The organism is Kribbella sp. NPDC031520 (assembly GCF_055580825.1).
The window spans coordinates 741,003-760,103 of the sequence record NZ_JBVIKS010000002.1 but is presented as its reverse complement, the minus strand read 5'-3'; the positions used below and the strand labels follow the sequence as shown (position 1 = coordinate 760,103).

The window sequence follows — 19,101 nt, the reverse complement described above, 5'->3', positions numbered from 1 at the left end:
GCGCCATGCTTCTGAGGATCTTCACCGAACCGCAGCAGGGCGCGTCGTACGACGACCTTCTCGTCGTCGCGCGCAAGACGGAGGAGAACGGGTTCGACGCGTTCTTCCGTTCCGACCACTACCTCGTGATGGGCGACTCCGACGGGCTGCCGGGGCCGACGGACTCGTGGATCACGCTCGCCGGGCTGGCCCGGGAGACCAAGCGGATCAAGCTCGGCACGCTGGTCAGCTCGGCCACCTTCCGCAACCCCGGCGTGCTCGCGATCTCGGTCGCGCAGGTCGACCAGATGAGCGGCGGCCGCGCCGAGCTCGGGCTGGGCGCCGGCTGGTACGAGGCCGAGCACAAGGCGTACGGGCTGGACTTCCCGGACACCCCCGGGCGGTTCGACCTGCTGACCGAGCAGCTCGAACTGATCACCGGGCTGTGGGACACGCCGGTTGGAGAGAAGTACGCCTTCGACGGCAAGCACTACCAGCTCTCCGACTCGCCGGCGCTGCCGAAGCCGGTGCAGCAGCCGCACCCGCCGATCATCGTCGGCGGCGCGGGCAAGAAGCGCACGCCGGCGCTGGCCGCGAAGTACGCCGCCGAGTTCAACGCGGGCTTCCGGAGCGTCGAGGAGACCGCGACGCTGTTCAAGCGCGTCCAGGCAGCCTGCACCGAAGCAGGCCGCGACCCGAAGACCCTCGCACTGTCCACAGCTCACACGGTCGTGGTCGGCAAGGATGATGCGGAGGTTAAGCAGCGGGCCGAGGCGATCGGCCGCGACGTCGAGGACCTCAAAGCGAACAGCATCGCCGGCACGCCGGCGGAGGTCGTCGATCGGCTGGGCCAGTACGCCGCCGCCGGCTCGGACCGCCAGTACGTCCAGATCATGGACCTGCACGACCTCGCCCACCTCGACCTGATCGCCTCCGAAGTCCTTCCCCAGGTTTCGTGACGCCAAGTCGGAATTGCTTGCGGCAAGTCTGAGTTATGCTCCTCAAGTCGGAATATTGAGCACGATGTTCCGACTTGAGGAGCGTCGATGAACTCTGGGCAAGCCGCGTGGGCGTGGCCACCCCACGTACCGGAGGTCCGTCCGTGGCGCCAGCGCGCCCGCGGCGGCACGGCGGCGGATCGCATGTTGACCGAAGTCGCGACGATGCGTCCGCCGCTCATCGCGCACCGCCAACCGCGGCTCGACGGGCAGTTGCTCGCGGCGATGGAGGCCTGCGTACTGGAGATCGCGGCGCTGGACCACTCGCACGGCGCGGAGCTCGCGGCTCTAGAGACGCTGTTGCTGCGCACCGAGTCGGTCGCCTCGTCGAAGATCGAGCATGTCGATGCATCGGTGGACGACTATGCGCGCGCCTTGCACGGCATCAGATCGAATCCGTCGGCGACGTCGATGGCGGCCTCGACCGCTGCGCTGGCTGCCCTCATCGGCTCGGTGGGCACCGGAGCGGATCTCGAGGTCTCGATGATCCTGATGGCACATCTGGCGCTGATGCTCGACGACCCCTCGGAGAGTGCCTACGCGGGCCGGTTCCGCGACATGCAGAACTGGATCGGCGGCAGCGACCACTCGCCGCGGAATGCCGTCTACGTACCGCCGGCGCCGGAGACGGTCGCGGAATACATGGCCGATCTGGTGACATTCGCGAACCGCACCGACCTGCCTGTGCTGACGCAGGCCGCGATCGTCCACGCCCAGTTCGAGTCGATCCATCCGTTCACCGACGGGAACGGACGGATCGGGCGCGCGCTGATCAACACCGTTCTGCGACGCCGCGGGGTGACGCGACGGGTCGTCGTTCCGCTGGCGTCGGCCTTGGTAGCGCGGCGTGCCGAATACTTCGACGTACTCGGGGAATACCGCGAGGGCCGGATCGAGCCGATTGTGCGGTCGTTCACCACGGCCTCTGTGATCGCCGCCCGCGAGGCGCAGGTGTCGGCGTCGCGGATTGCCGGTATGCAGCCCCGATGGCGGCGTGAGGTCGCGGTACGGCGGGGTAGCGCGGCGGATCGCTTGCTCGACCGGCTGATCGGGGCGCCAATCTTCTCGGCGAGCGACGCGGAGGAAGCGATCGGTGGCGCGACGAGCAGTGTGTACGCCGGAATCGAGCGGCTGCACGTGGCCGGGGTGATCCGGCCACTGACAGCGCGGACGCGGAATCAGGTGTGGGGTGCGGTGGAGCTCCTGGACGAGCTGGCGGATCTGGCGGTCAGGATCGAGGCCGCCGCGCACTGAAAGTTGGCTCGATGTCGTGTATCTTGATGTCGAGAGAGTTTGCTGGTCCGAGGTTAGGGGGACCTGACCTCGTGGGCGGGCAGCGGGCTCGGCAGGATGGGCCGTAGCGGACACGGGACTGGACAGAGGAGCAGGTTGATGGCGAGCGTCGACAGCTTCGGTGCCAAAGGGGCACTCGAGGTCAACGGGCAGTCGTACGAGATCTTCAGGTTGGCGGGCATCGAGGGTGCGGACACGCTGCCGTACTCGCTGAAGGTCCTGCTGGAGAACCTGCTGCGCACCGAGGACGGCGCGAACATCACCGCCGAGCACATCACCAAGCTCGGCAACTGGGACCAGAACGCGGCCCCGGACACCGAGATCCAGTTCACCCCGGCGCGGGTGATCATGCAGGACTTCACCGGCGTGCCGTGCGTGGTCGATCTGGCCACGATGCGCGAGGCGGTCGGTGAGCTGGGCGGCGACCCGACCAAGATCAACCCGCTGGCACCGGCCGAGCTGGTCATCGACCACTCGGTGATCATCGACGTTTTCGGTACGCCGGACGCGTTCGAGCGCAACGTCGAGTTCGAGTACGGGCGCAACCGCGAGCGCTACCAGTTCCTCCGCTGGGGCCAGACCGCGTTCGACGAGTTCAAGGTCGTCCCGCCGGGTACCGGCATCGTGCACCAGGTGAACATCGAGCACCTGGCCCGTACGGTGATGGTCCGCAACGGCCAGGCGTACCCGGACACCTGTGTCGGCACCGACAGCCACACCACCATGGTGAACGGTCTCGGCGTGCTCGGCTGGGGCGTCGGCGGTATCGAGGCCGAGGCCGCCATGCTCGGCCAGCCGGTCAGCATGCTGATCCCGAAGGTCGTCGGCTTCAAGCTGACCGGGTCCGTGCCGGCCGGTGCGACCGCGACCGACGTCGTGCTGACGATCACCCAGATGCTCCGCAAGCACGGCGTGGTCGGCAAGTTCGTCGAGTTCTACGGCGACGGCGTCGCGGCCGTCCCGCTGGCGAACCGCGCCACGATCGGCAACATGTCCCCGGAGTTCGGCTCCACCTGCGCGATCTTCCCGATCGACGACGTGACGCTGGAGTACCTGCGCCTCACCGGCCGCGGCGACGACGAGGTCGCGCTCGTCGAGGCCTACGCCAAGGAGCAGGGCCTGTGGCACAACCCCGAGGTCGAGCCGCGCTTCTCGGAGTACCTCGAGCTCGACCTGTCGACGGTCGTGCCGTCGATCGCGGGCCCGAAGCGGCCGCAGGACCGGGTCGCGCTGAGCGAGGCCAAGGAAGCCTTCCGCGGTGCGCTGACCGACTACGCGACCGAGGAACTGGAGGTCGACCCGTCGGAGACCGGGAGCTTCCCGGCCAGCGACGCGCCGAACGGTCACGGCAACGTGAACGACGAGCCGCACGTGCCGCACGGCAGTGGCAACGGCCGCCCGTCGAAGAAGACCAAGATCAGCCTGGACGGCCAGGAGATCGAGCTCGACCACGGCCACGTCGTGATCGCCAGCATCACCTCCTGCACCAACACGTCGAACCCGTCGGTCATGCTCGCCGCCGCGCTGCTGGCGAAGAACGCGGTCGACAAGGGCCTGGCGTCGAAGCCGTGGGTCAAGACGTCGCTCGCGCCGGGCTCGAAGGTCGTCACCGATTACTACGACAAGGCCGGCGTCACGCCGTACCTGGAGAAGCTCGGTTTCCACCTGGTCGGTTACGGCTGCACCACCTGCATCGGCAACTCCGGCCCGCTGCCCGAGGCGGTTTCGGCCGGCGTTCAGGAAGCCGATCTGGCCGTCGTCTCGGTGCTGTCCGGCAACCGCAACTTCGAGGGCCGGATCAACCCCGACGTCAAGATGAACTACCTGGCGAGCCCGCCGCTCGTGATCGCCTACGCGCTGGCCGGGACGATGGACTTCGACTTCGAGACCGATGCCCTGGGCAAGGACACCGACGGCAACGACGTGTTCCTGAAGGACATCTGGCCGAGTGCCGACGAGGTCGAGCGGACGATCGCGAGCTCGATCAACAAGGAGATGTTCGCGAAGGACTACGCGGACGTGTTCGCCGGTGACGAGCGCTGGCAGTCGCTGCCGACGCCGGAGGGCAAGACCTTCGCCTGGGACGCCGAGTCGACGTACGTCCGGAAGCCTCCGTACTTCGACGGCATGGCGAAGGACCCGTCGCCGGTCACCGACATCGCCGGCGCCCGGGTGCTGGCGAAGCTGGGCGACTCGGTCACCACCGACCACATCTCGCCGGCCGGTTCGATCAAGGCCGACAGCCCGGCCGGCAAGTACCTCGCCGAGCACGGTGTGGACCGGAAGGACTTCAACTCGTACGGTTCCCGCCGCGGCAACCACGAGGTGATGATCCGCGGTACGTTCGCGAACATCCGGCTGCGCAACCAGATCGCGCCGGGTACCGAGGGCGGCTTCACCCGCGACTTCACCAAGGACGACGCGCCGGTCACCACGATCTACGACGCGGCCCAGGCGTACGCCGAGCAGGGCACCCCGCTGGTGATCCTGGCCGGCAAGGAGTACGGCTCGGGCTCGTCCCGCGACTGGGCGGCCAAGGGTACGGCGCTGCTCGGCGCGAAGGCCGTCATCACCGAGTCCTTCGAGCGCATCCACCGGTCGAACCTGATCGGCATGGGCGTCGTCCCGCTGCAGTACCCGGAGGGTGAGAACGCCGAGTCCCTCGGCCTGACCGGCGAGGAGACGTTCGACATCACCGGCGTCACCGCGCTGAACGACGGCTCCATCCCGCGCACCGTCCACGTCAAGGCGACCTCGCCCGACGGCGGCGTGAAGGAGTTCGACGCCGTGGTCCGGATCGACACGCCTGGCGAGGCGGACTACTACCGCAACGGCGGCATCCTGCAGTACGTCCTCCGTTCGCTGATCGCGGGCTGACACGAGCATGAGCACAGGTGCGGATGATGCCGTCGTCCGCACCTGGTTCGACGAGGAAGGCTGGGGCGTCCTGGACAGCCCCAGTACGCCCGGCGGCTGCTGGACGCACTTCTCGGTCATCGACGCCGAGGGCTACCGGGCACTCACCCCTGGCGCAAAGGTGCAGCTCCGCTGGGAACACCCAGGCCAGGACGGCTACGACTACCGCGCAACCTGGGTCCAGGCCCAGCCTTAGCGGCCGAGGTGGTTGTCGGTCCGCTCAGCGTTGCGGGTCGTCTGAGCACCGGTGACTGCGCCGCTCGGCGCGGCGCGAGGCGGCGCCTGCGCGCCCAGTACCTCGGCAGGACTGGGCTCGCGAGCAGCGGACTTCTCGGCCGGCGACTCGAAACCCTCGAGCTCCTCGAACTCCGCGGCTGCGGCCTCGGCCGCAGCCTTTTCCGCAACTGCGAGCAATCCGCCGGTGTCCCGGCCGATCTGATAGGCCGACGTTTCCGCGGTCGGGCTCGTGACAGCCCGTGCCGCACCCAGCCGGGCCCACTGCCGCCCGGCGGCGCGATGCTCCTCCACCAAGTCGACGTCGCGCCCGTCCGCTTCCATCGCATCGAGTAGTCCAGGCCGCTCCGACTCGGCGACCATGGCGATCGCGGCGATCCAGCGGCCGTGCTTCGGACTACGGAGCAGTTCGTCTGCCACGCCGTCCCGCGGGCGGTCACAAGCCTCCGCGAGACGGTCCACCAGACCGCGTACCGCGACGGTGTGCGTCGTCGGCTCGAAAGTCGTCGGCTCGAAAGGAGTGCCGAGGTACGGCATCGCGTTCTGGGCCATGGCGTACTGGGTGATCTCGGACGCGCGGTACGCGGTCAGCGCATGATCGAGATCCCGCTCGTTCACCGGCAGCGCCTGATCGAGCGGCTGGTCCGGCGTCCGCTTCACCTCGGCCGGACCCACCAGCCGCAACGCCCCGCGGACCACCTCGTACGACGCATCACGCGACGCCCGCAGATCGCCGGCTCCGTTGCGTTGCAGCGCCGCGATGACGTGGCGCGGGTGGAGCGAGATCGTACCGTCCAGCTCCACCTGGCTGCGGATCCGGCTGAGCCTCGGGAGCACACCGATCCGGTGGTTCCACCAGTGCGAATCGGCCGCCCCGACCGTACGGTGCGCCGAGCTGATCAATCCCGCGATCAGCCGGTATTCGTCCGACGTCGGGTCGAGCAGTCGTCCGCGGGCCATGCGACACCGTAATCAGGCCGCGGGGTCGAAGTTTTGTCGGCGGGGCGCGGTTTACTGGTCGGCATGAGCGAGAGGGAGTCGCCGCGGGACGTGGTGCGGGCCGCGTGTGCGCGGTACGGCGAGGACACCGTCATCGACTGGTGCGTCGCGTTCCTCACCGGGGCGATCTCGGGGGAGGAGGCATACGATGCCGAGTTGCCGAAGCTGGTGGCGATCACCGGGTCGGACAACCCGGGCGGGTGGAAGCAGCCGGTCGATCCGGTCAACTACTACTGGATCCGGGTGTGGGCTGCCCGGGTGTTCCTGTACGTGTGGCGCGACGACCTCGTCGACGTACTGCTGAAGGCGGCGGGCGATCCGGCGTGGCGGGTGCAGGAACACGTCGCGAAGATCACCGCCCAACGTGAGCTCGGGCAGTTGGTCGACGCGCTCCTTCCGCTCCTGGACCACGAGCTGCCGCGCGTCCGTGCCGCCGCCGTACGCGCGGTCGGCGCCGCAGGCGAGTACGAGCACGCCGAAGCAATCCGTCCCCTCGCCGAGGACCCTGACCAAACCGTCCGAGCCGCCGTAGAACGAGCCTTCACCAACCTGGAGACCCGCCTTGACCGCCCCCTCCACTGACGAACCAAGGCCGACCACCCCCGCATCGGACGGCACCTCCACCGCCGAGGCCTCGCGCAGCACCCCCGCCTCCTCGGTTTCGGGCGGTGCGATCTCGGCTCGGCCGGCTACGTCGGCGGACGGGGTGGCGGTGGGGGAGGTGCATGCCGCGTCGTGGGGCGCGGCGTACGCGCCGTTCTTCTCCGAGGAGGTTGCGCGCGAAGGGATCGAGAGCCGGCTGAGCCGGTGGCACGACCGGTTGGCGGCGGGCGACGGGCTGGTGATGCTCGGGTTCGCGGGGGATCGGCCGCTGGCTATGTCGTGGTCCGGGCCGTCGGAGGCTCGGCCGGGGTTCGCCGAGATCCACAGCTTCTACACGCATCCCGACGGCTGGGGGAGTGGCGTCTCGGTCGCGCTGATGGAGGCGACCCTGCGCCAACTGAGCGCCGACGGGTACGACCGCATCCACCTGTGGACCCTGCGCGACACCCCGCAGTCCCGCCGGTTCTACACCAAGTGCGGCTTCGTCGAGACCGGGGCGACGCAGACCAGGGACTTCGGCGACGGCAACCCGTTGCCGCAGGTGGAGTACGAGCTAATCGGCAAGCGCGGCGCGTAGCTTCCCGGCGTACTCCTCCGCCTCGGCGGCGTCGGCGTACTTCGTGCGTGGCCAGAAGAAACCGCGCAACCCGTCGCCCTTCGTGCGAGGTACGACGTGGACGTGGAGATGCGGCACCGACTGCGACACGACGTTGTTCACGGCAACGAACGACCCCTGCGCGTCGAACGCGGTCCGGACCGCGGCCGCGACCGAGCGGGCCGCGCCGAACAGCGGCACGGTCAGTTCGTCAGACAGCTCGACCAGCGTCGGAACGTGGGTCCGCGGCACGATCAGCGTGTGCCCCTTGAACACCGGCCGGACGTCGAGGAAACCCACGACCTCCGGGGTGTCCAGGACAATCTGCGCAGGCGTCGAACCCGCGATGATCGAGCAGAACAAGCAGTCAGCCACGCCGATCAACCTAGCCCAGTTTCTCGTCCGCGAAGCACCAGCGCCACGTCTCACCCGGTTCGAAGCTGCGCATCACCGGATGCTGCGTCTCCGCGTTGTGCTTGCTCGCGTGCTTCATCACCGACGAGTCACAGCACCCCACGTGCCCGCACCCGAGACACAGCCGCAGGTGGACCCATGTCCCGCCGTCGGCCAGGCACTCCTCGCAGCCGTCCGGCGTGTTCGGGGCGACAACCACCGGCGCTTCGGCGAGGTGCTCGCACTCACCACCCGGCAGCATCTTCGGCCGCAGGTTCTCGGAGCGGCCGCCGACGTCGTCGTCCTCGTCGCGGTCCAGGATCGACTCCTCGATGTCGAGCGCGTTCTGCGCCCGCTGGAGTACCTCGTCCGCGACCAGCCCCGCGTCGCGGACCTTCAGGATGTGCGAACGTTCAGCCTCGAGCATCGCGATCCGCAACCGCCGGTACGCCTCGCTCGGCGTCTCGTACTCGCTCTCCGGCCGCCCGAGCCGCTCCCACGCCGCCTGCGCCCGCGCCTCACCACGCTGCCGTAGTACGTCGAGAACGGCCGGCGGGTCGGACGGCGAGGCGAGCTCGTCGAGCTTCTCGATCGCGGCCCGCTGGGCCCCCTGCAGTACCGCGGCCTCCTGCAGCGCGTCCTCCGCCGGATCAGGCCCCGGCAGACGCAACCGTCGTACCAGCCAGGGGAGCGTCGAGCCCTGGACGAGCAGCGTGCCCGCGGTGACGGCCAGCGCGATGAACACCAGTACTTCGCGATGCGGGGTGTTCTCAGGCAGCGTGAACACCGCCGCCAGCGTGACCACACCGCGCATCCCGGCCCACGACACCACGATCAGCGCCCGCCGGGAGACCGGACCGGGGCGGGACGGGCCGAGGAGCCGGCGGGACAGCAACGTCGTCGGGACCACCCAGATCGGCCGCAGCAGCACGACGGCGAGGAACGCCGCGACCGTCGTGGCCGCGATCAGCCAGCCGGGCAGCGGACTCGCGCTGAGATCGTCGAGGATCCACCGGGTCTGCAGGCCGATCAGCAGGAAGACCGTGTTCTCCAGCAGGAACTGGAACGTCCGCCAGTTGGTCCGTTCCGACATCCGCGACTTGGCGGACTGGATGATCGGCGCTTTGTGGCCCAGCAGCAGACCGGTGACGACGACCGCGAGGACGCCGGACGCGTGAATGTAGCGGTTCTCGGCCGCGATGTACGCGACGAACGGGGCGGTCAGGCTGAGCGTGGTGTCCAGCACCGGATCGGTGAACCGGCGGCGGATCTTCGCGAGGACGAACGTGACGACGAACCCGACCAGTACGCCGCCACCGGCCGCGCGCAGGAAGTCCAGGCCGACGTGCAGCACGGTCGGCGCGACGATGGCCGCCCCGAGCGCCGTACGCAGGCAGACCAGCGCCGTCGCGTCGTTCATCAGGCTCTCGCCCTCGAGGATCGTGACGATCCGCCGGGGGAGCCCGACGCGCTTCGCGATCGCGGTCGCGGCGACCGCGTCGGGCGGCGCGACGACCGCGCCGATCGCGAACGCGGCCCAGAACGGCAGCGGCTGCTGCCCGATCGACTCGGCGACCCGGCCGAGCATCCACCACGTCACCACCCCGACACCGAGCGCGGTGAACACGACGAGGCCGACGGACAGCAGCCCGATCGACCTCCTGTGCTTGGTGAAGTCGACCAGGCTGGTCTTGATCGCGGCCGAGTACAGCAGCGGCGGCAGGAACCCGACGAGCACCACCTCGGGCGAGAGCTCGACCCGCGGGATGAACGGCAGGTACGACGCGGCGATCCCGATGACCACCAGCAGCAGAGGGGCCGACAGGCCGATCCGCCGCGCCAGCGCGGCGCCGGCCGCGACGACAGCGACGAGGGCCACGACCTCGATCGCGATATGCACGGGCACAGTGTCGCAGCGCGGACGGGGTTTCGGCCCATCGGTTCGCCGACGGCTGAGTACGTGATCTGGTCAGGAGCCGAAGTGTCCTCTAGCGTGTGCGAAGCGGGATCCGTCGATCACCTGGAGTGACTGATGCGTCGTCGTGTGCTTGCCCTGGCCGGTGCGGTCGCCCTGCTGCTGTCAGCGGTGGTCCCGGCTGCGGCTGACAGTACGGTCACCAACGGCTGCGTCGATTCGGTGCCGGAGCCCGGTACGACGACGCCGGTGAAGATCTGCTACACGCTCTTCAGGCCCGCGAACGCGAAGAAGCAGCACACCGTGCCGCTGATCTTCCACAGCCACGGCTGGGGTGGCAGCCGGACGACGGACCCGGCCGCGTTCACGGCGTGGCTCGACGCCGGGTTCGGCGTCCTGAGCTTCGACCAGCGCAGCTTCGGGCAGAGCACCGGCGTCGCGCACGTGATGAACCCGGACTACGAAGGCCGCGACGTGGTGAAGCTCGTCGACCTGGTCGCCGGACTGGACTGGGTGACGAAGCAGCGACCGGGTGATCCGCTGATCGGTGCGATCGGTGGCTCGTACGGCGGCGGGTACCAGTTCGCCGGCGCCTTCACCGAGCTCCGCGACCGCGGCGCGACCCGGTTCGACGCGCTCGCGCCGGAGATCACCTGGTGGGACCTGAAACAGAGCCTCGCGCCGCAGGAGGCCGCGCGGACCATGTGGCTGTCGATCCTGTTCGCGGGCGGCGGGACGCATCTGCCGCCGGCGGTGTCGAAGGCGTTCGTGGCACTGATCGCGACCGGTGCCTGGCCGAGCGGGCAGGCGGGACGCGACCTGACCGCGTTCTTCGCGCACAACGGTCCGGCGTGGCACGTGTCGCAGGGGCGGAAGCTCGACATCCCGGTGCTGTTCGGCCAAGGCATCTCGGACAACCTGTTCAACCTCAACCAGGGCCTGATGAACTTCGACCATGCGCTGACGAAGAGGGCCCGGGCGCGGTCGATCTTCGTCGGGTACAACGGTGGCCACACGCTGCCGGCCGTCGTACCGCCCGGCTACGCGACGGCCGGTGACCCGTGTTCGATCGCGCTCGGTTCGCCGAACTTCGCCGGCCTGTCGATCCGGTTCATGCAGCAGCAGTTGCTGCACAGGCCGACCGGGCTCCGCGGGTTCGGCACGTACCACCTCTCGACCGCGGCAGGTCGTTGCCTGACGCAACGGAGTCTGGCGCCGAACAAGACGTACCAGCTCGGCAAGATCGTCGCGCCGACCGGCGTAGGCCTACCCGTCAACCTACCGATCGCGAAGGGCCCGCTCACCGTCGCCGGTACACCGACGATCACCGCAAACGTCTACACGGTCATCCCGCAGTCGGCGGAGTACTTCGCGCTGAGCGTCGGCACGAGCCCGCTGACCGCGAAGGTCGTACAGAACAACACGATGCCGCTGCGCGAGAAGCACACAGCACGCGGCGTACGCCGTACCTTCGAACTCCCGGCGATCGCCGTGGACGTCCCCGCCGGCCAGAACCTCTACCTGACAGTCGCCCCGGTCGCGGACACGTACGCCGGCCAGCGCGGCCCGCTACCAGGCGTGATGATGCTCAAGAACGGCACCCTGAGCGTTCACAAGGTGCGCTAGCGGACCTTGTCCAGGTGGGTCTTGTAGACGGTGAGGAACGGCTCCTCGGTCGACACGGCCTGGAAGAGCCAGTCGCAGGTTTGCCGGGCGGTGGCGATCACGTCGGCCGGGTACGCGTACTTGACCTGGTGCTCCGCGAACTCGTCCTCGTCGTCGATGAACACCGTGCCGTCGCGGCGCTTGATGACGTCCAGGTCGAGGTCGATCATCGTCACCACGTCGTCGGAGAACTCCACCGGCGTCGTGATGTCGGCGTAGATCTCGGTGTGGCGCGGCTCGTCGTTGAAGATCGCGGTGAACCACTTGTCCCGCGGGAACAGCTGCACATGCGCCTGCTCCTGCGTCACGACCGGCTCGTCGCCGCGCTGCGACACGGACCCGGCCGGGGCTCCGAGCCACACGCCGTACTCGTCCTCGCCGAGGAACCGCATCCACTGGTGCCAGTGCAGCTTCTCGTCGTACTTGCGGTAAACCACCCGGACATCACGCATGATCCTCAACCTATCCCGCCACGGGGCGACTGCAGGTTCATGCAACTTTGCGCTCAGGAGTGGACCTGTCGCGGTGCGCCACCGCAGGATGGAGGGGTGCCGGCCCACGCCGTCATGTGACCGGTTCCCGGAGGCTCAGGGGGGCTCCTAGCCTCTGGGGGCCGGTTGCCACTGGGCTCAAGCAGTCCCTGAACGCATGGAACGGATCTGCTCCAGGTACGGCTTGTAGGCCGTCAGGAAGGGCTCCGTGGTGGTGATCGTGGCGGCCAGGTGGTCGCAGACGGCCTGGGCGGTGGCGACGATCTGGGGCGGGTAGTTGTAGCGGATCTGGTGTTCGTGGAACTCGTCCTCGTCCATCACCTTGACGGTGCCGTCGCGGAGCAGGCGGATGTCGAGGTCCAGGTCGACCGCGGTGACCGAGTCGACGCCGAACTCGGGCGGCATGGTGATGTCGCAGTAGATCGCGGTCTGGTGCGGTTCGTCGTTGAACAGGGCGCTCCACCACTGGCCGCGCGGGAACAGCCGGACGCGGTGGTGGTCGATCGACTTCCAGCTGCCGTCGGCGCGCTGGCCCTGGCTGCCGGGGAGCGACCCGACCCACAGCCCGTGCTCGTCCTCGCCCAGGCGGATCGCTTCGACCAGGCGATGCGGCTGTCCGTCGTACTTCCGGAACAGCGTCCTCACCATTTCCATGCCAGTCACCCTAGGTGAGACCTGCCACACGGCCGAACCAGCCACACGCGGGTAGCGTCTTGGAGTGTGAGATCTCGCCGAGTTCGGAATCCGGGCACGGCGTGCATAGACTCAAGCATTCGAGGACGACCCGCGGGAGGAGCTCGATGCGCGTGCTGGAGACGGTTGAGGGTCCGGACGACCTCAGGAAGCTGACCGATCAGCAGCTGACCGAGCTGGCGACCGAGATCAGGGACGTGCTGGTCGACACCGTGACCCGTACCGGCGGCCACCTCGGCCCGAACCTCGGCATGGTCGAGATCACCCTGGCGATGCACCGGGTGTTCGACTCCCCGCGGGACCGGCTGGTGTTCGACATCGGCCACCAGGCGTACGTGCACAAGCTGGTCACCGGCCGCGCCAAGACGTTCGGCTCGCTCCGCCAGGAGGGTGGCCTGTCCGGGTACCCGAGCCAGGCCGAGTCCAAGCACGACATCGTCGAGAACTGCCACGCCTCGACCGCCCTGTCGTACGCCGACGGTCTCGCGAAGGCGTACCGGCTGCGGGGCGAGAACCGGCACGTGGTCGCGGTGATCGGCGACGGCGCGCTGACCGGCGGCATGGCCTGGGAGGCGCTGAACAACATCGCCGCCGCCAAGGACCTGAACCTGGTCATCATCGTGAACGACAACGGCCGCTCGTACAGCCCGACCGTCGGCGGCCTCGCCACCCATCTGACCAGCCTGCGTACCAACCCGCGGTACGAGAAGATCCTCGACCTGATCAAGAAGAACCTCGGCCGGACGCCGTACGTCGGCCCGCCGATGTACGAGGTGCTGCACGGCGTGAAGAAGGGCCTGAAGGACATGCTCGCCCCGCAGGGCATGTTCGAGGACCTCGGCCTGAAGTACGTCGGCCCGGTGGACGGCCACGACCGGAACGCGCTGGAGGACGCGCTGCGCAACGCGAAGGCGTTCGGCGGCCCGGTGATCGTGCACGCGGTCACCAAGAAGGGCTTCGGCTACCTGGCCGCCGAGGAGGACGAGGAGGACAACCTGCACCAGGTCCGCCCGGCGCACAAGCCGCGCGGCTGGACCGACGTGTTCTCCGACGAGCTGGTGAAGATCGGTCACCGGCGCCCGGACGTGGTCGCGATCACCGCGGCGATGCTGCACCCGACCGGCCTCGCGCCGTTCGCCGAGGAGTTCCCGGACCGGACGTTCGACGTCGGGATCGCCGAGCAGCACGCGGTGACGAGCGCCGCCGGCCTCGCGCTGGGCGGGCTGCACCCGGTCGTCTGCCTCTACTCGACGTTCCTCAACCGCGCGTTCGACCAGGTCCTGATGGACGTCGCGCTGCACAAGTGCGGCGTCACCTTCATTCTCGACCGGGCGGGCGTCACCGGTGACGACGGCCCGACGCACAACGGCGTGTACGACATGTCCCTGTTGCAGCTCGTCCCCGGCCTGCGGCTGGCGGCGCCGCGGGACGGCAAGCGCCTGCAGGAGCTGCTCGACGAGGCTGTCGACGTCGCCGACGTCCCGACCGCGCTGCGGTTCGCGAAGGGCGAGGTGTTCCCGGACATCGAGCAGATCGACCGCGTCGGGAACATCGACGTACTCAAGCGCTCCGGACAGGACGTGCTGCTGATCGGTATCGGCTCGATGGCGGCGACCGCGATGGACGTCGCGCAGCGCCTCGAGGCGCACGGATACGGCGTGACCGTCGTGGACCCGCGCTGGGTGAAGCCGGTCGACGAGAAGCTGGTCGAGCTGGCCGCGGACTTCAAGCTGGTCGTGTCGATCGAGGACAACGGCCGCGCCGGCGGCTGCGGCGAGCAGATCGCCCAGGCGCTGCGCGACGGCGGCGTCCAGACCCCGTTCCGCGACTTCGGCGTCCCGCAGGTCTTCCTCGAGCACGCGAAGCGCTCCGCCGTACTGCAGGAGATCGGGTTGACCGGCCAGGAGCTGGCCCGGGAGATCACCGAGCAGCTGACCCAGCACGTCGGCTCTCAGCAACTCGGTCATGGCTTCAACGAGCCGGCCGGCGGCCGGAACGCCTAGCCAGGACCCAATGGCTGAGGGGGGAGGGCGGCATGCCGCCGGGCGACGGCGGCGGTCGCGACTGTGGCCGTTCCTGCTGTCGCTCGTCCTCGTCGCGGCAGCGGTCGCGGGCGGGCTCGCACTGCACCGTTCGAGCCAGGACGGCGACGCGGCCGCGAACGGCGGGCCGAGTACGCCGGCGATCGACCTGGCCGCACGGTCGGCGGCCGTCAACGAGGTGCTGAAGCGGCGCTCGCAGGCCGTGCTCACCGGCAACGAGCAGGAGTTCGTCGCCGATGTCGACCCGGCGAACGGCAAGCTCGTCGCGCGCCAGCGGGTGCTGTTCACGAACCTGCGCCAGTTCGGGTTCGCGAAGCTGACCTACCAGCAGCTCGCCCAGCAGTACGACGACACGATCGCGCAGAAATACGGCCCGTCGACGTACCTGGTCGCGGTCGCGATGGAGTACCAGATCCGCGGCATCGACCTGGTGCCGGTGCGCGCGATGGTCGGATACACGTTCAGCCGGCGGGCGAACGGCACCTGGATGCTCGTGTCCGACTCCGACCTCGACCAGCGGCTGCCGCGCGGCTCGCACCAGGAAGCCTGGGACTTCGGCCCCGTGCTGGTGAAACGCGCGCCGCGGGTGCTCGTGGTCGTCGAGCAGAACCAGGACGCGCTCGCGAACAAGTTCGTCACGATGTCACAGAGCGCCGTACAGGCTGTCTCGACGGACTGGCCCGGTGGCTGGAACGGTTCCGGCGTGGTGATCGCACTCGACGACAAGGTCGTCCGCGGCGCCGACTACTCCCAGCCGAGGAACGCCGCGGACGCGCTCGCGATGGCGACCTTCGTGTACCGCACGCTGCCCGGCGAGGTCGCCGGCGAGGGCGAACGGGCCGACTCGTACGTCGTGGTGAACCCGAACAACCGGGACATGGTCGACGCCCGGACGCTCGCCCACGAGTTCACCCACGTGGCCACGGCGCCGTACGGCCCGTACGCCCCGCGCTGGCTGGTCGAGGGCGCCGCGACGTACATCGAGTTCCTGCACATGCCCGGACAGAAGGACCTCGCGATCGCGCAGTACCGGCAGGACGTGCGGACGAAGTACCTGGCGAAGGCGACGAGTCTGCCGCCCGACGCCACGTTCTTCGACCACGCGGACAGTTCGTACCCGCTGTCCTGGCTGGCGCTCGACTACCTGTGGACCCGGTTCGGCGGGACCGAGGTCGGCACGCTGTACCAGGAGCTCGCGTCGATGGGTACGACCCAGAAGGACCGCGACCGGATCATGCTGGAACACGTCGGGATGACCGAGGCCGGACTTTTCCGCGCCCTGAAAGCTGCCGCGGCAGCGTAAACCGGCGGGTGTCGAGTAGGGTGGCCCGGCTGCGAACCATCGGGTACTCGGAGGGGAACCGCCCGTAGTGAGTGCGACGACGCCCAATCTCCGCCGCTGGTCAGGTCTCCTGCTGGCGGTGGCACTGGTTTCGGGCGGCGTGGTTTACACCGTTGAACAACGGAACCAGGACGCCCGCGCCCGGGTGGCCGTCACGGCCGCGCCCTCGACGATCCCGAAGCCTTCGCGGATCGCCGCCGCGATCACGGCCCGGCGGGTCGCCATCGACACGATCCTGATCCGCCGCGCCCAGGCGGTGCAGACCGGTAACGAGCAGCTGTTCCTCGCCGACCTCGACCCCACCAACAAGAAGCTCGTCGCGGCGCAGAAGATCCTGTTCGCGAACCTGGTCGAGATCGGCTTCCAGGAGCTCGGGTACAGCCAGGCCGAGGAGCGCTTCAACCCGGAGATCCTCAAGGCCCACGGGAGTACGACGTACCTGGTCCGGGTGCTGATGCGGTACCAGATTCCCAAGGTCGACCTCACGCCGGTGACGACCGAGCTCGGCTACACCTTCATCGCCCGCGGCGGTCACTGGCTGCTGACGTCGGACAGCGAACTGGACCCCGACCTCGCGCCGGGCGCGCACAAGGAGGCCTGGGACCTCGGCCGGATCGAGGTGCAGCGCTCGCCGCGGGTGATGGTGATCGTCGAGAAGGGCGACACCAAGCGCGGCCGGGCGATCGTGCACGCGGCGAACGAGGGCCTTGCCGAGGTGACGGCGTACTGGCCGTTGAAGTTCACCGGATCGGTGCTGGTGATCGCGCTCGACGAGACCGACGTACGGGATGCCCGGTTCGCCGACGAGGACATCGAGTCCGCGGCCAGTACCGGTTCGACGTTCTCGTCGCTGCCGGGCCAGGACAGCGTCGACGGTACGATCGCCGGCGGGTACATCGTGATCAACCCGAACCAGCGCGACCAGGTCGACGAGATCTTGTTGTCGCACGAGATCACCCATGTCGTGACCGCGTCGCTCGGCGGCTACGAACCGCTGTGGCTGGCCGAAGGCTCGGCGGAATACGTGTCCTGGCGGGGGATCGAGGCACTCAGCGGACCGGGCGAGGTGACCAAGTGGGAGCAGGAGGTCGCCGACACCGCGGTACCGCAACTGACCGCGTTGCCGAGTGACAAGGGCTTCTACGAGAACTCGGCGGACGTGTACGGCGTGAGCTGGCTGGCCGTCCGGTTCCTCGTCCGGCGGATCGGGCTCGGCAAGGTCGAGGAGCTGTACGAGGACATGGCGAGGAACGGCATCGACCAGGCTGCCCGCGACCGCATCCTGCTGAGCCGCACAGGCCTCACCGAAGCAACGTTGTGGAAATCACTGACAACATACCGGCCGCAACGCTGAGTGGCGGTTTGACCCCGTCCGGTGAGAGGGTCCAGTCTCGAATGGTTCCGTCCTGTCCTTCGTTGGGACACAGTCGAGGAGGCGCTGATGAGTCTTGTGCGGAAAAAGACGATCGAGCAGTCGATCGCCGACACCGACGAGCCGGAGTATCAACTCAAGAAACGCCTCACCGCGATCGACCTGACCGTCTTCGGGATCGGCGTCATCATCGGTGCCGGCATCTTCACGCTCACCGGCCGCGCGGCGAAGCTGTACGCCGGTCCAGGTATCGCGCTGTCGTTCGTCCTGGCCGCCGTCTGCTGTGCGCTGGCTGCCCTGTGCTACGCGGAGTTCTCGTCCACCGTGCCGGTGTCGGGTTCGGCGTACACGTTCTCGTACTTCTCCCTCGGTGAGATCTTCGCCTGGATCATCGGCTGGGACCTGCTGCTCGAACTGATGCTCGGGGCAAGCGTCGTGTCGCAGGGCTGGTCGACGTACGCGAAACTGTTCCTCGACCAGATCGGCCTCGGCTGGCCGGACTCGATCGGTCCGGACAGCCACGTGAACGTGCTCGCGATGCTCCTGGTTCTGGTCCTGGCGACGCTGGCGACGATCGGCATCAAGGAGTCGCTGCGCGTCAACCTGGTCCTGGTCGCGATCAAGCTCTTCGTGGTGCTGTTCGTGATCGTCGCCGGCCTGTTCTACATCAAGGGCTCGAACCTGACCCCGTTCGTCCCGCCGAGCGTGCCCGCGCCGAACGGTGACGTCACGATCACCACGCCGCTGTTCCAGGCGCTCTTCGGGTTCACCCCGTCGACCTTCGGGATCATGGGCCTGGTGTCCGGCGCGTCGCTGGTGTTCTTCGCGTTCATCGGGTTCGACGTGGTCGCGACCACGGCCGAGGAGGCGAAGAACCCGCAGCGCGACCTGCCGCGCGGCATCATCGGCTCGCTCGCGATCTGCACCGTGCTGTACGTCCTGGTCTGCATCGTCATCACCGGCATGGTGAAGTACTCCGACATCAGCGGTGAGGCCGCGCTCGCAGAGGCGTTCAAGTCGGTCGGCCGGGGGAGCTTCGCGACCCTGATCTCGGCCGGTGCGGTCGCCGGTCTGACCACCGTCGTACTGACGCTGATGATCGGCGCCGCGCGGGTCGTGTTCGCGATGAGCCGCGACCACCTGATGCCGAGGCAGCTCGGCAAGACGCACCCGAAGTGGGGTACGCCGTACCGCCTGACCATCGGCATCGGCGTCGTCGTCGCGATCGTGGCCGGTGTCACCCCGATCGGGAAGCTCGAGGAGATGGTGAACATCGGTACGCTGGCCGCGTTCACCCTGGTGTCGATCGCGGTACCGCTGCTGCGTCGCAGCCGGCCCGACATCAAGCGCTCGTTCACGGTGCCGGGCAACCCGGTGGTCCCGATCCTGGCGGCGCTGATCTGCCTGTACCTGATGCTGAACCTGTCGATCGAGACCTGGATCCGGTTCCTGGTCTGGATGGTGCTCGGGTTCGTCATCTACGCGCTGTACGGCTACCGGAAGAGCCGCGTCGGGATCGAGCAGAAGACCGGCGTGGTCCAGAAAGCGTGATCCCGGGCTGAAGCTGCTGG

General features: G+C 68.6%; 16 protein-coding genes. 11 read left to right on the top strand and 5 right to left on the bottom strand.

Going from position 1 to position 19,101, the window contains the following annotated elements:
* Positions 1-5 precede the first annotated feature (5 nt).
* The 4 genes from ACZ5BU_RS12350 (at position 6) to ACZ5BU_RS12335 (ending at position 5,382) form a co-directional block, all read left to right on the top strand.
* The gene (locus tag ACZ5BU_RS12350; RefSeq protein WP_465698141.1) at positions 6-938 is read left to right on the top strand and encodes an LLM class F420-dependent oxidoreductase; all 933 of its coding nucleotides are present in this window, start codon (positions 6-8) and stop codon (positions 936-938) included.
* Between the two features lie 87 nt (positions 939-1,025).
* Positions 1,026-2,231, top strand: a complete 1,206-nt coding sequence (locus tag ACZ5BU_RS12345) for a Fic family protein (protein WP_465698139.1) — start codon at positions 1,026-1,028, stop codon at positions 2,229-2,231.
* A 138-nt stretch (positions 2,232-2,369) separates the two neighbouring features.
* The gene (gene acnA / locus ACZ5BU_RS12340; protein WP_465698137.1) at positions 2,370-5,147 is read left to right on the top strand and encodes an aconitate hydratase AcnA; all 2,778 of its coding nucleotides are present in this window, start codon (positions 2,370-2,372) and stop codon (positions 5,145-5,147) included.
* A 7-nt stretch (positions 5,148-5,154) separates the two neighbouring features.
* A complete protein-coding gene (locus ACZ5BU_RS12335; protein WP_465698135.1) occupies positions 5,155-5,382 on the top strand; it encodes a cold shock domain-containing protein in 228 nt (75 codons plus the stop codon).
* On the opposite strand, the gene ACZ5BU_RS12330 is transcribed toward ACZ5BU_RS12335, so the two are convergent.
* Positions 5,379-6,380, bottom strand: a complete 1,002-nt coding sequence (locus ACZ5BU_RS12330; RefSeq protein ID WP_465698133.1) for a hypothetical protein — start codon at positions 6,378-6,380, stop codon at positions 5,379-5,381. The genes ACZ5BU_RS12335 and ACZ5BU_RS12330 overlap by 4 nt on opposite strands.
* Positions 6,381-6,443: 63 nt before the next feature.
* Here ACZ5BU_RS12330 and ACZ5BU_RS12325 point away from each other — a divergent pair, with 63 nt between their 5' ends.
* Positions 6,444-7,001 carry a HEAT repeat domain-containing protein gene (locus ACZ5BU_RS12325; RefSeq protein WP_465698131.1) on the top strand — a complete coding sequence of 186 codons (558 nt, stop codon included), beginning with the start codon at positions 6,444-6,446 and terminating at the stop codon, positions 6,999-7,001.
* A 130-nt stretch (positions 7,002-7,131) separates the two neighbouring features.
* A complete protein-coding gene (locus ACZ5BU_RS12320) occupies positions 7,132-7,599 on the top strand; it encodes a GNAT family N-acetyltransferase (protein WP_465698129.1) in 468 nt (155 codons plus the stop codon).
* On the opposite strand, the gene ACZ5BU_RS12315 is transcribed toward ACZ5BU_RS12320, so the two are convergent.
* Both ACZ5BU_RS12315 and ACZ5BU_RS12310 read right to left on the bottom strand, forming a co-directional pair.
* Positions 7,576-7,992, bottom strand: coding sequence for an HIT family protein (locus tag ACZ5BU_RS12315; protein ID WP_465698127.1), 417 nt, complete (start codon positions 7,990-7,992; stop codon positions 7,576-7,578). The genes ACZ5BU_RS12320 and ACZ5BU_RS12315 overlap by 24 nt on opposite strands.
* A 10-nt stretch (positions 7,993-8,002) precedes the next feature.
* Positions 8,003-9,910, bottom strand: coding sequence for a Na+/H+ antiporter (locus tag ACZ5BU_RS12310; RefSeq protein WP_465698125.1), 1,908 nt, complete (start codon positions 9,908-9,910; stop codon positions 8,003-8,005).
* Positions 9,911-10,042: 132 nt separating this feature from the next.
* Here ACZ5BU_RS12310 and ACZ5BU_RS12305 point away from each other — a divergent pair, with 132 nt between their 5' ends.
* Complete coding sequence (locus ACZ5BU_RS12305; protein ID WP_465698123.1) at positions 10,043-11,551, top strand: CocE/NonD family hydrolase; 1,509 nt, start codon at positions 10,043-10,045, stop codon at positions 11,549-11,551.
* Here the strand turns inward: ACZ5BU_RS12305 and ACZ5BU_RS12300 are convergent.
* Positions 11,548-12,042, bottom strand: coding sequence for a DUF402 domain-containing protein (locus tag ACZ5BU_RS12300; protein WP_465698121.1), 495 nt, complete (start codon positions 12,040-12,042; stop codon positions 11,548-11,550). The genes ACZ5BU_RS12305 and ACZ5BU_RS12300 overlap by 4 nt on opposite strands.
* A 177-nt stretch (positions 12,043-12,219) precedes the next feature.
* Positions 12,220-12,735, bottom strand: a complete 516-nt coding sequence (locus ACZ5BU_RS12295; RefSeq protein ID WP_465698119.1) for a DUF402 domain-containing protein — start codon at positions 12,733-12,735, stop codon at positions 12,220-12,222.
* 146 nt (positions 12,736-12,881) lie between these two features.
* Between ACZ5BU_RS12295 and dxs the strand changes: the two genes are divergently transcribed.
* The 4 genes from dxs (at position 12,882) to ACZ5BU_RS12275 (ending at position 19,081) form a co-directional block, all read left to right on the top strand.
* Positions 12,882-14,777, top strand: coding sequence for a 1-deoxy-D-xylulose-5-phosphate synthase (dxs, locus tag ACZ5BU_RS12290; protein WP_465698117.1), 1,896 nt, complete (start codon positions 12,882-12,884; stop codon positions 14,775-14,777).
* A gap of 10 nt (positions 14,778-14,787) precedes the next feature.
* Positions 14,788-16,119, top strand: a complete 1,332-nt coding sequence (locus tag ACZ5BU_RS12285) for a hypothetical protein (RefSeq protein ID WP_465698115.1) — start codon at positions 14,788-14,790, stop codon at positions 16,117-16,119.
* A 118-nt stretch (positions 16,120-16,237) separates the two neighbouring features.
* On the top strand, positions 16,238-17,512 hold the full coding sequence (locus ACZ5BU_RS12280; RefSeq protein WP_465698113.1) for a hypothetical protein: 1,275 nt from the start codon (positions 16,238-16,240) through the stop codon (positions 17,510-17,512).
* Between the two features lie 87 nt (positions 17,513-17,599).
* On the top strand, positions 17,600-19,081 hold the full coding sequence (locus ACZ5BU_RS12275) for an amino acid permease (RefSeq protein WP_465698111.1): 1,482 nt from the start codon (positions 17,600-17,602) through the stop codon (positions 19,079-19,081).
* Positions 19,082-19,101: the final 20 nt, after the last annotated feature.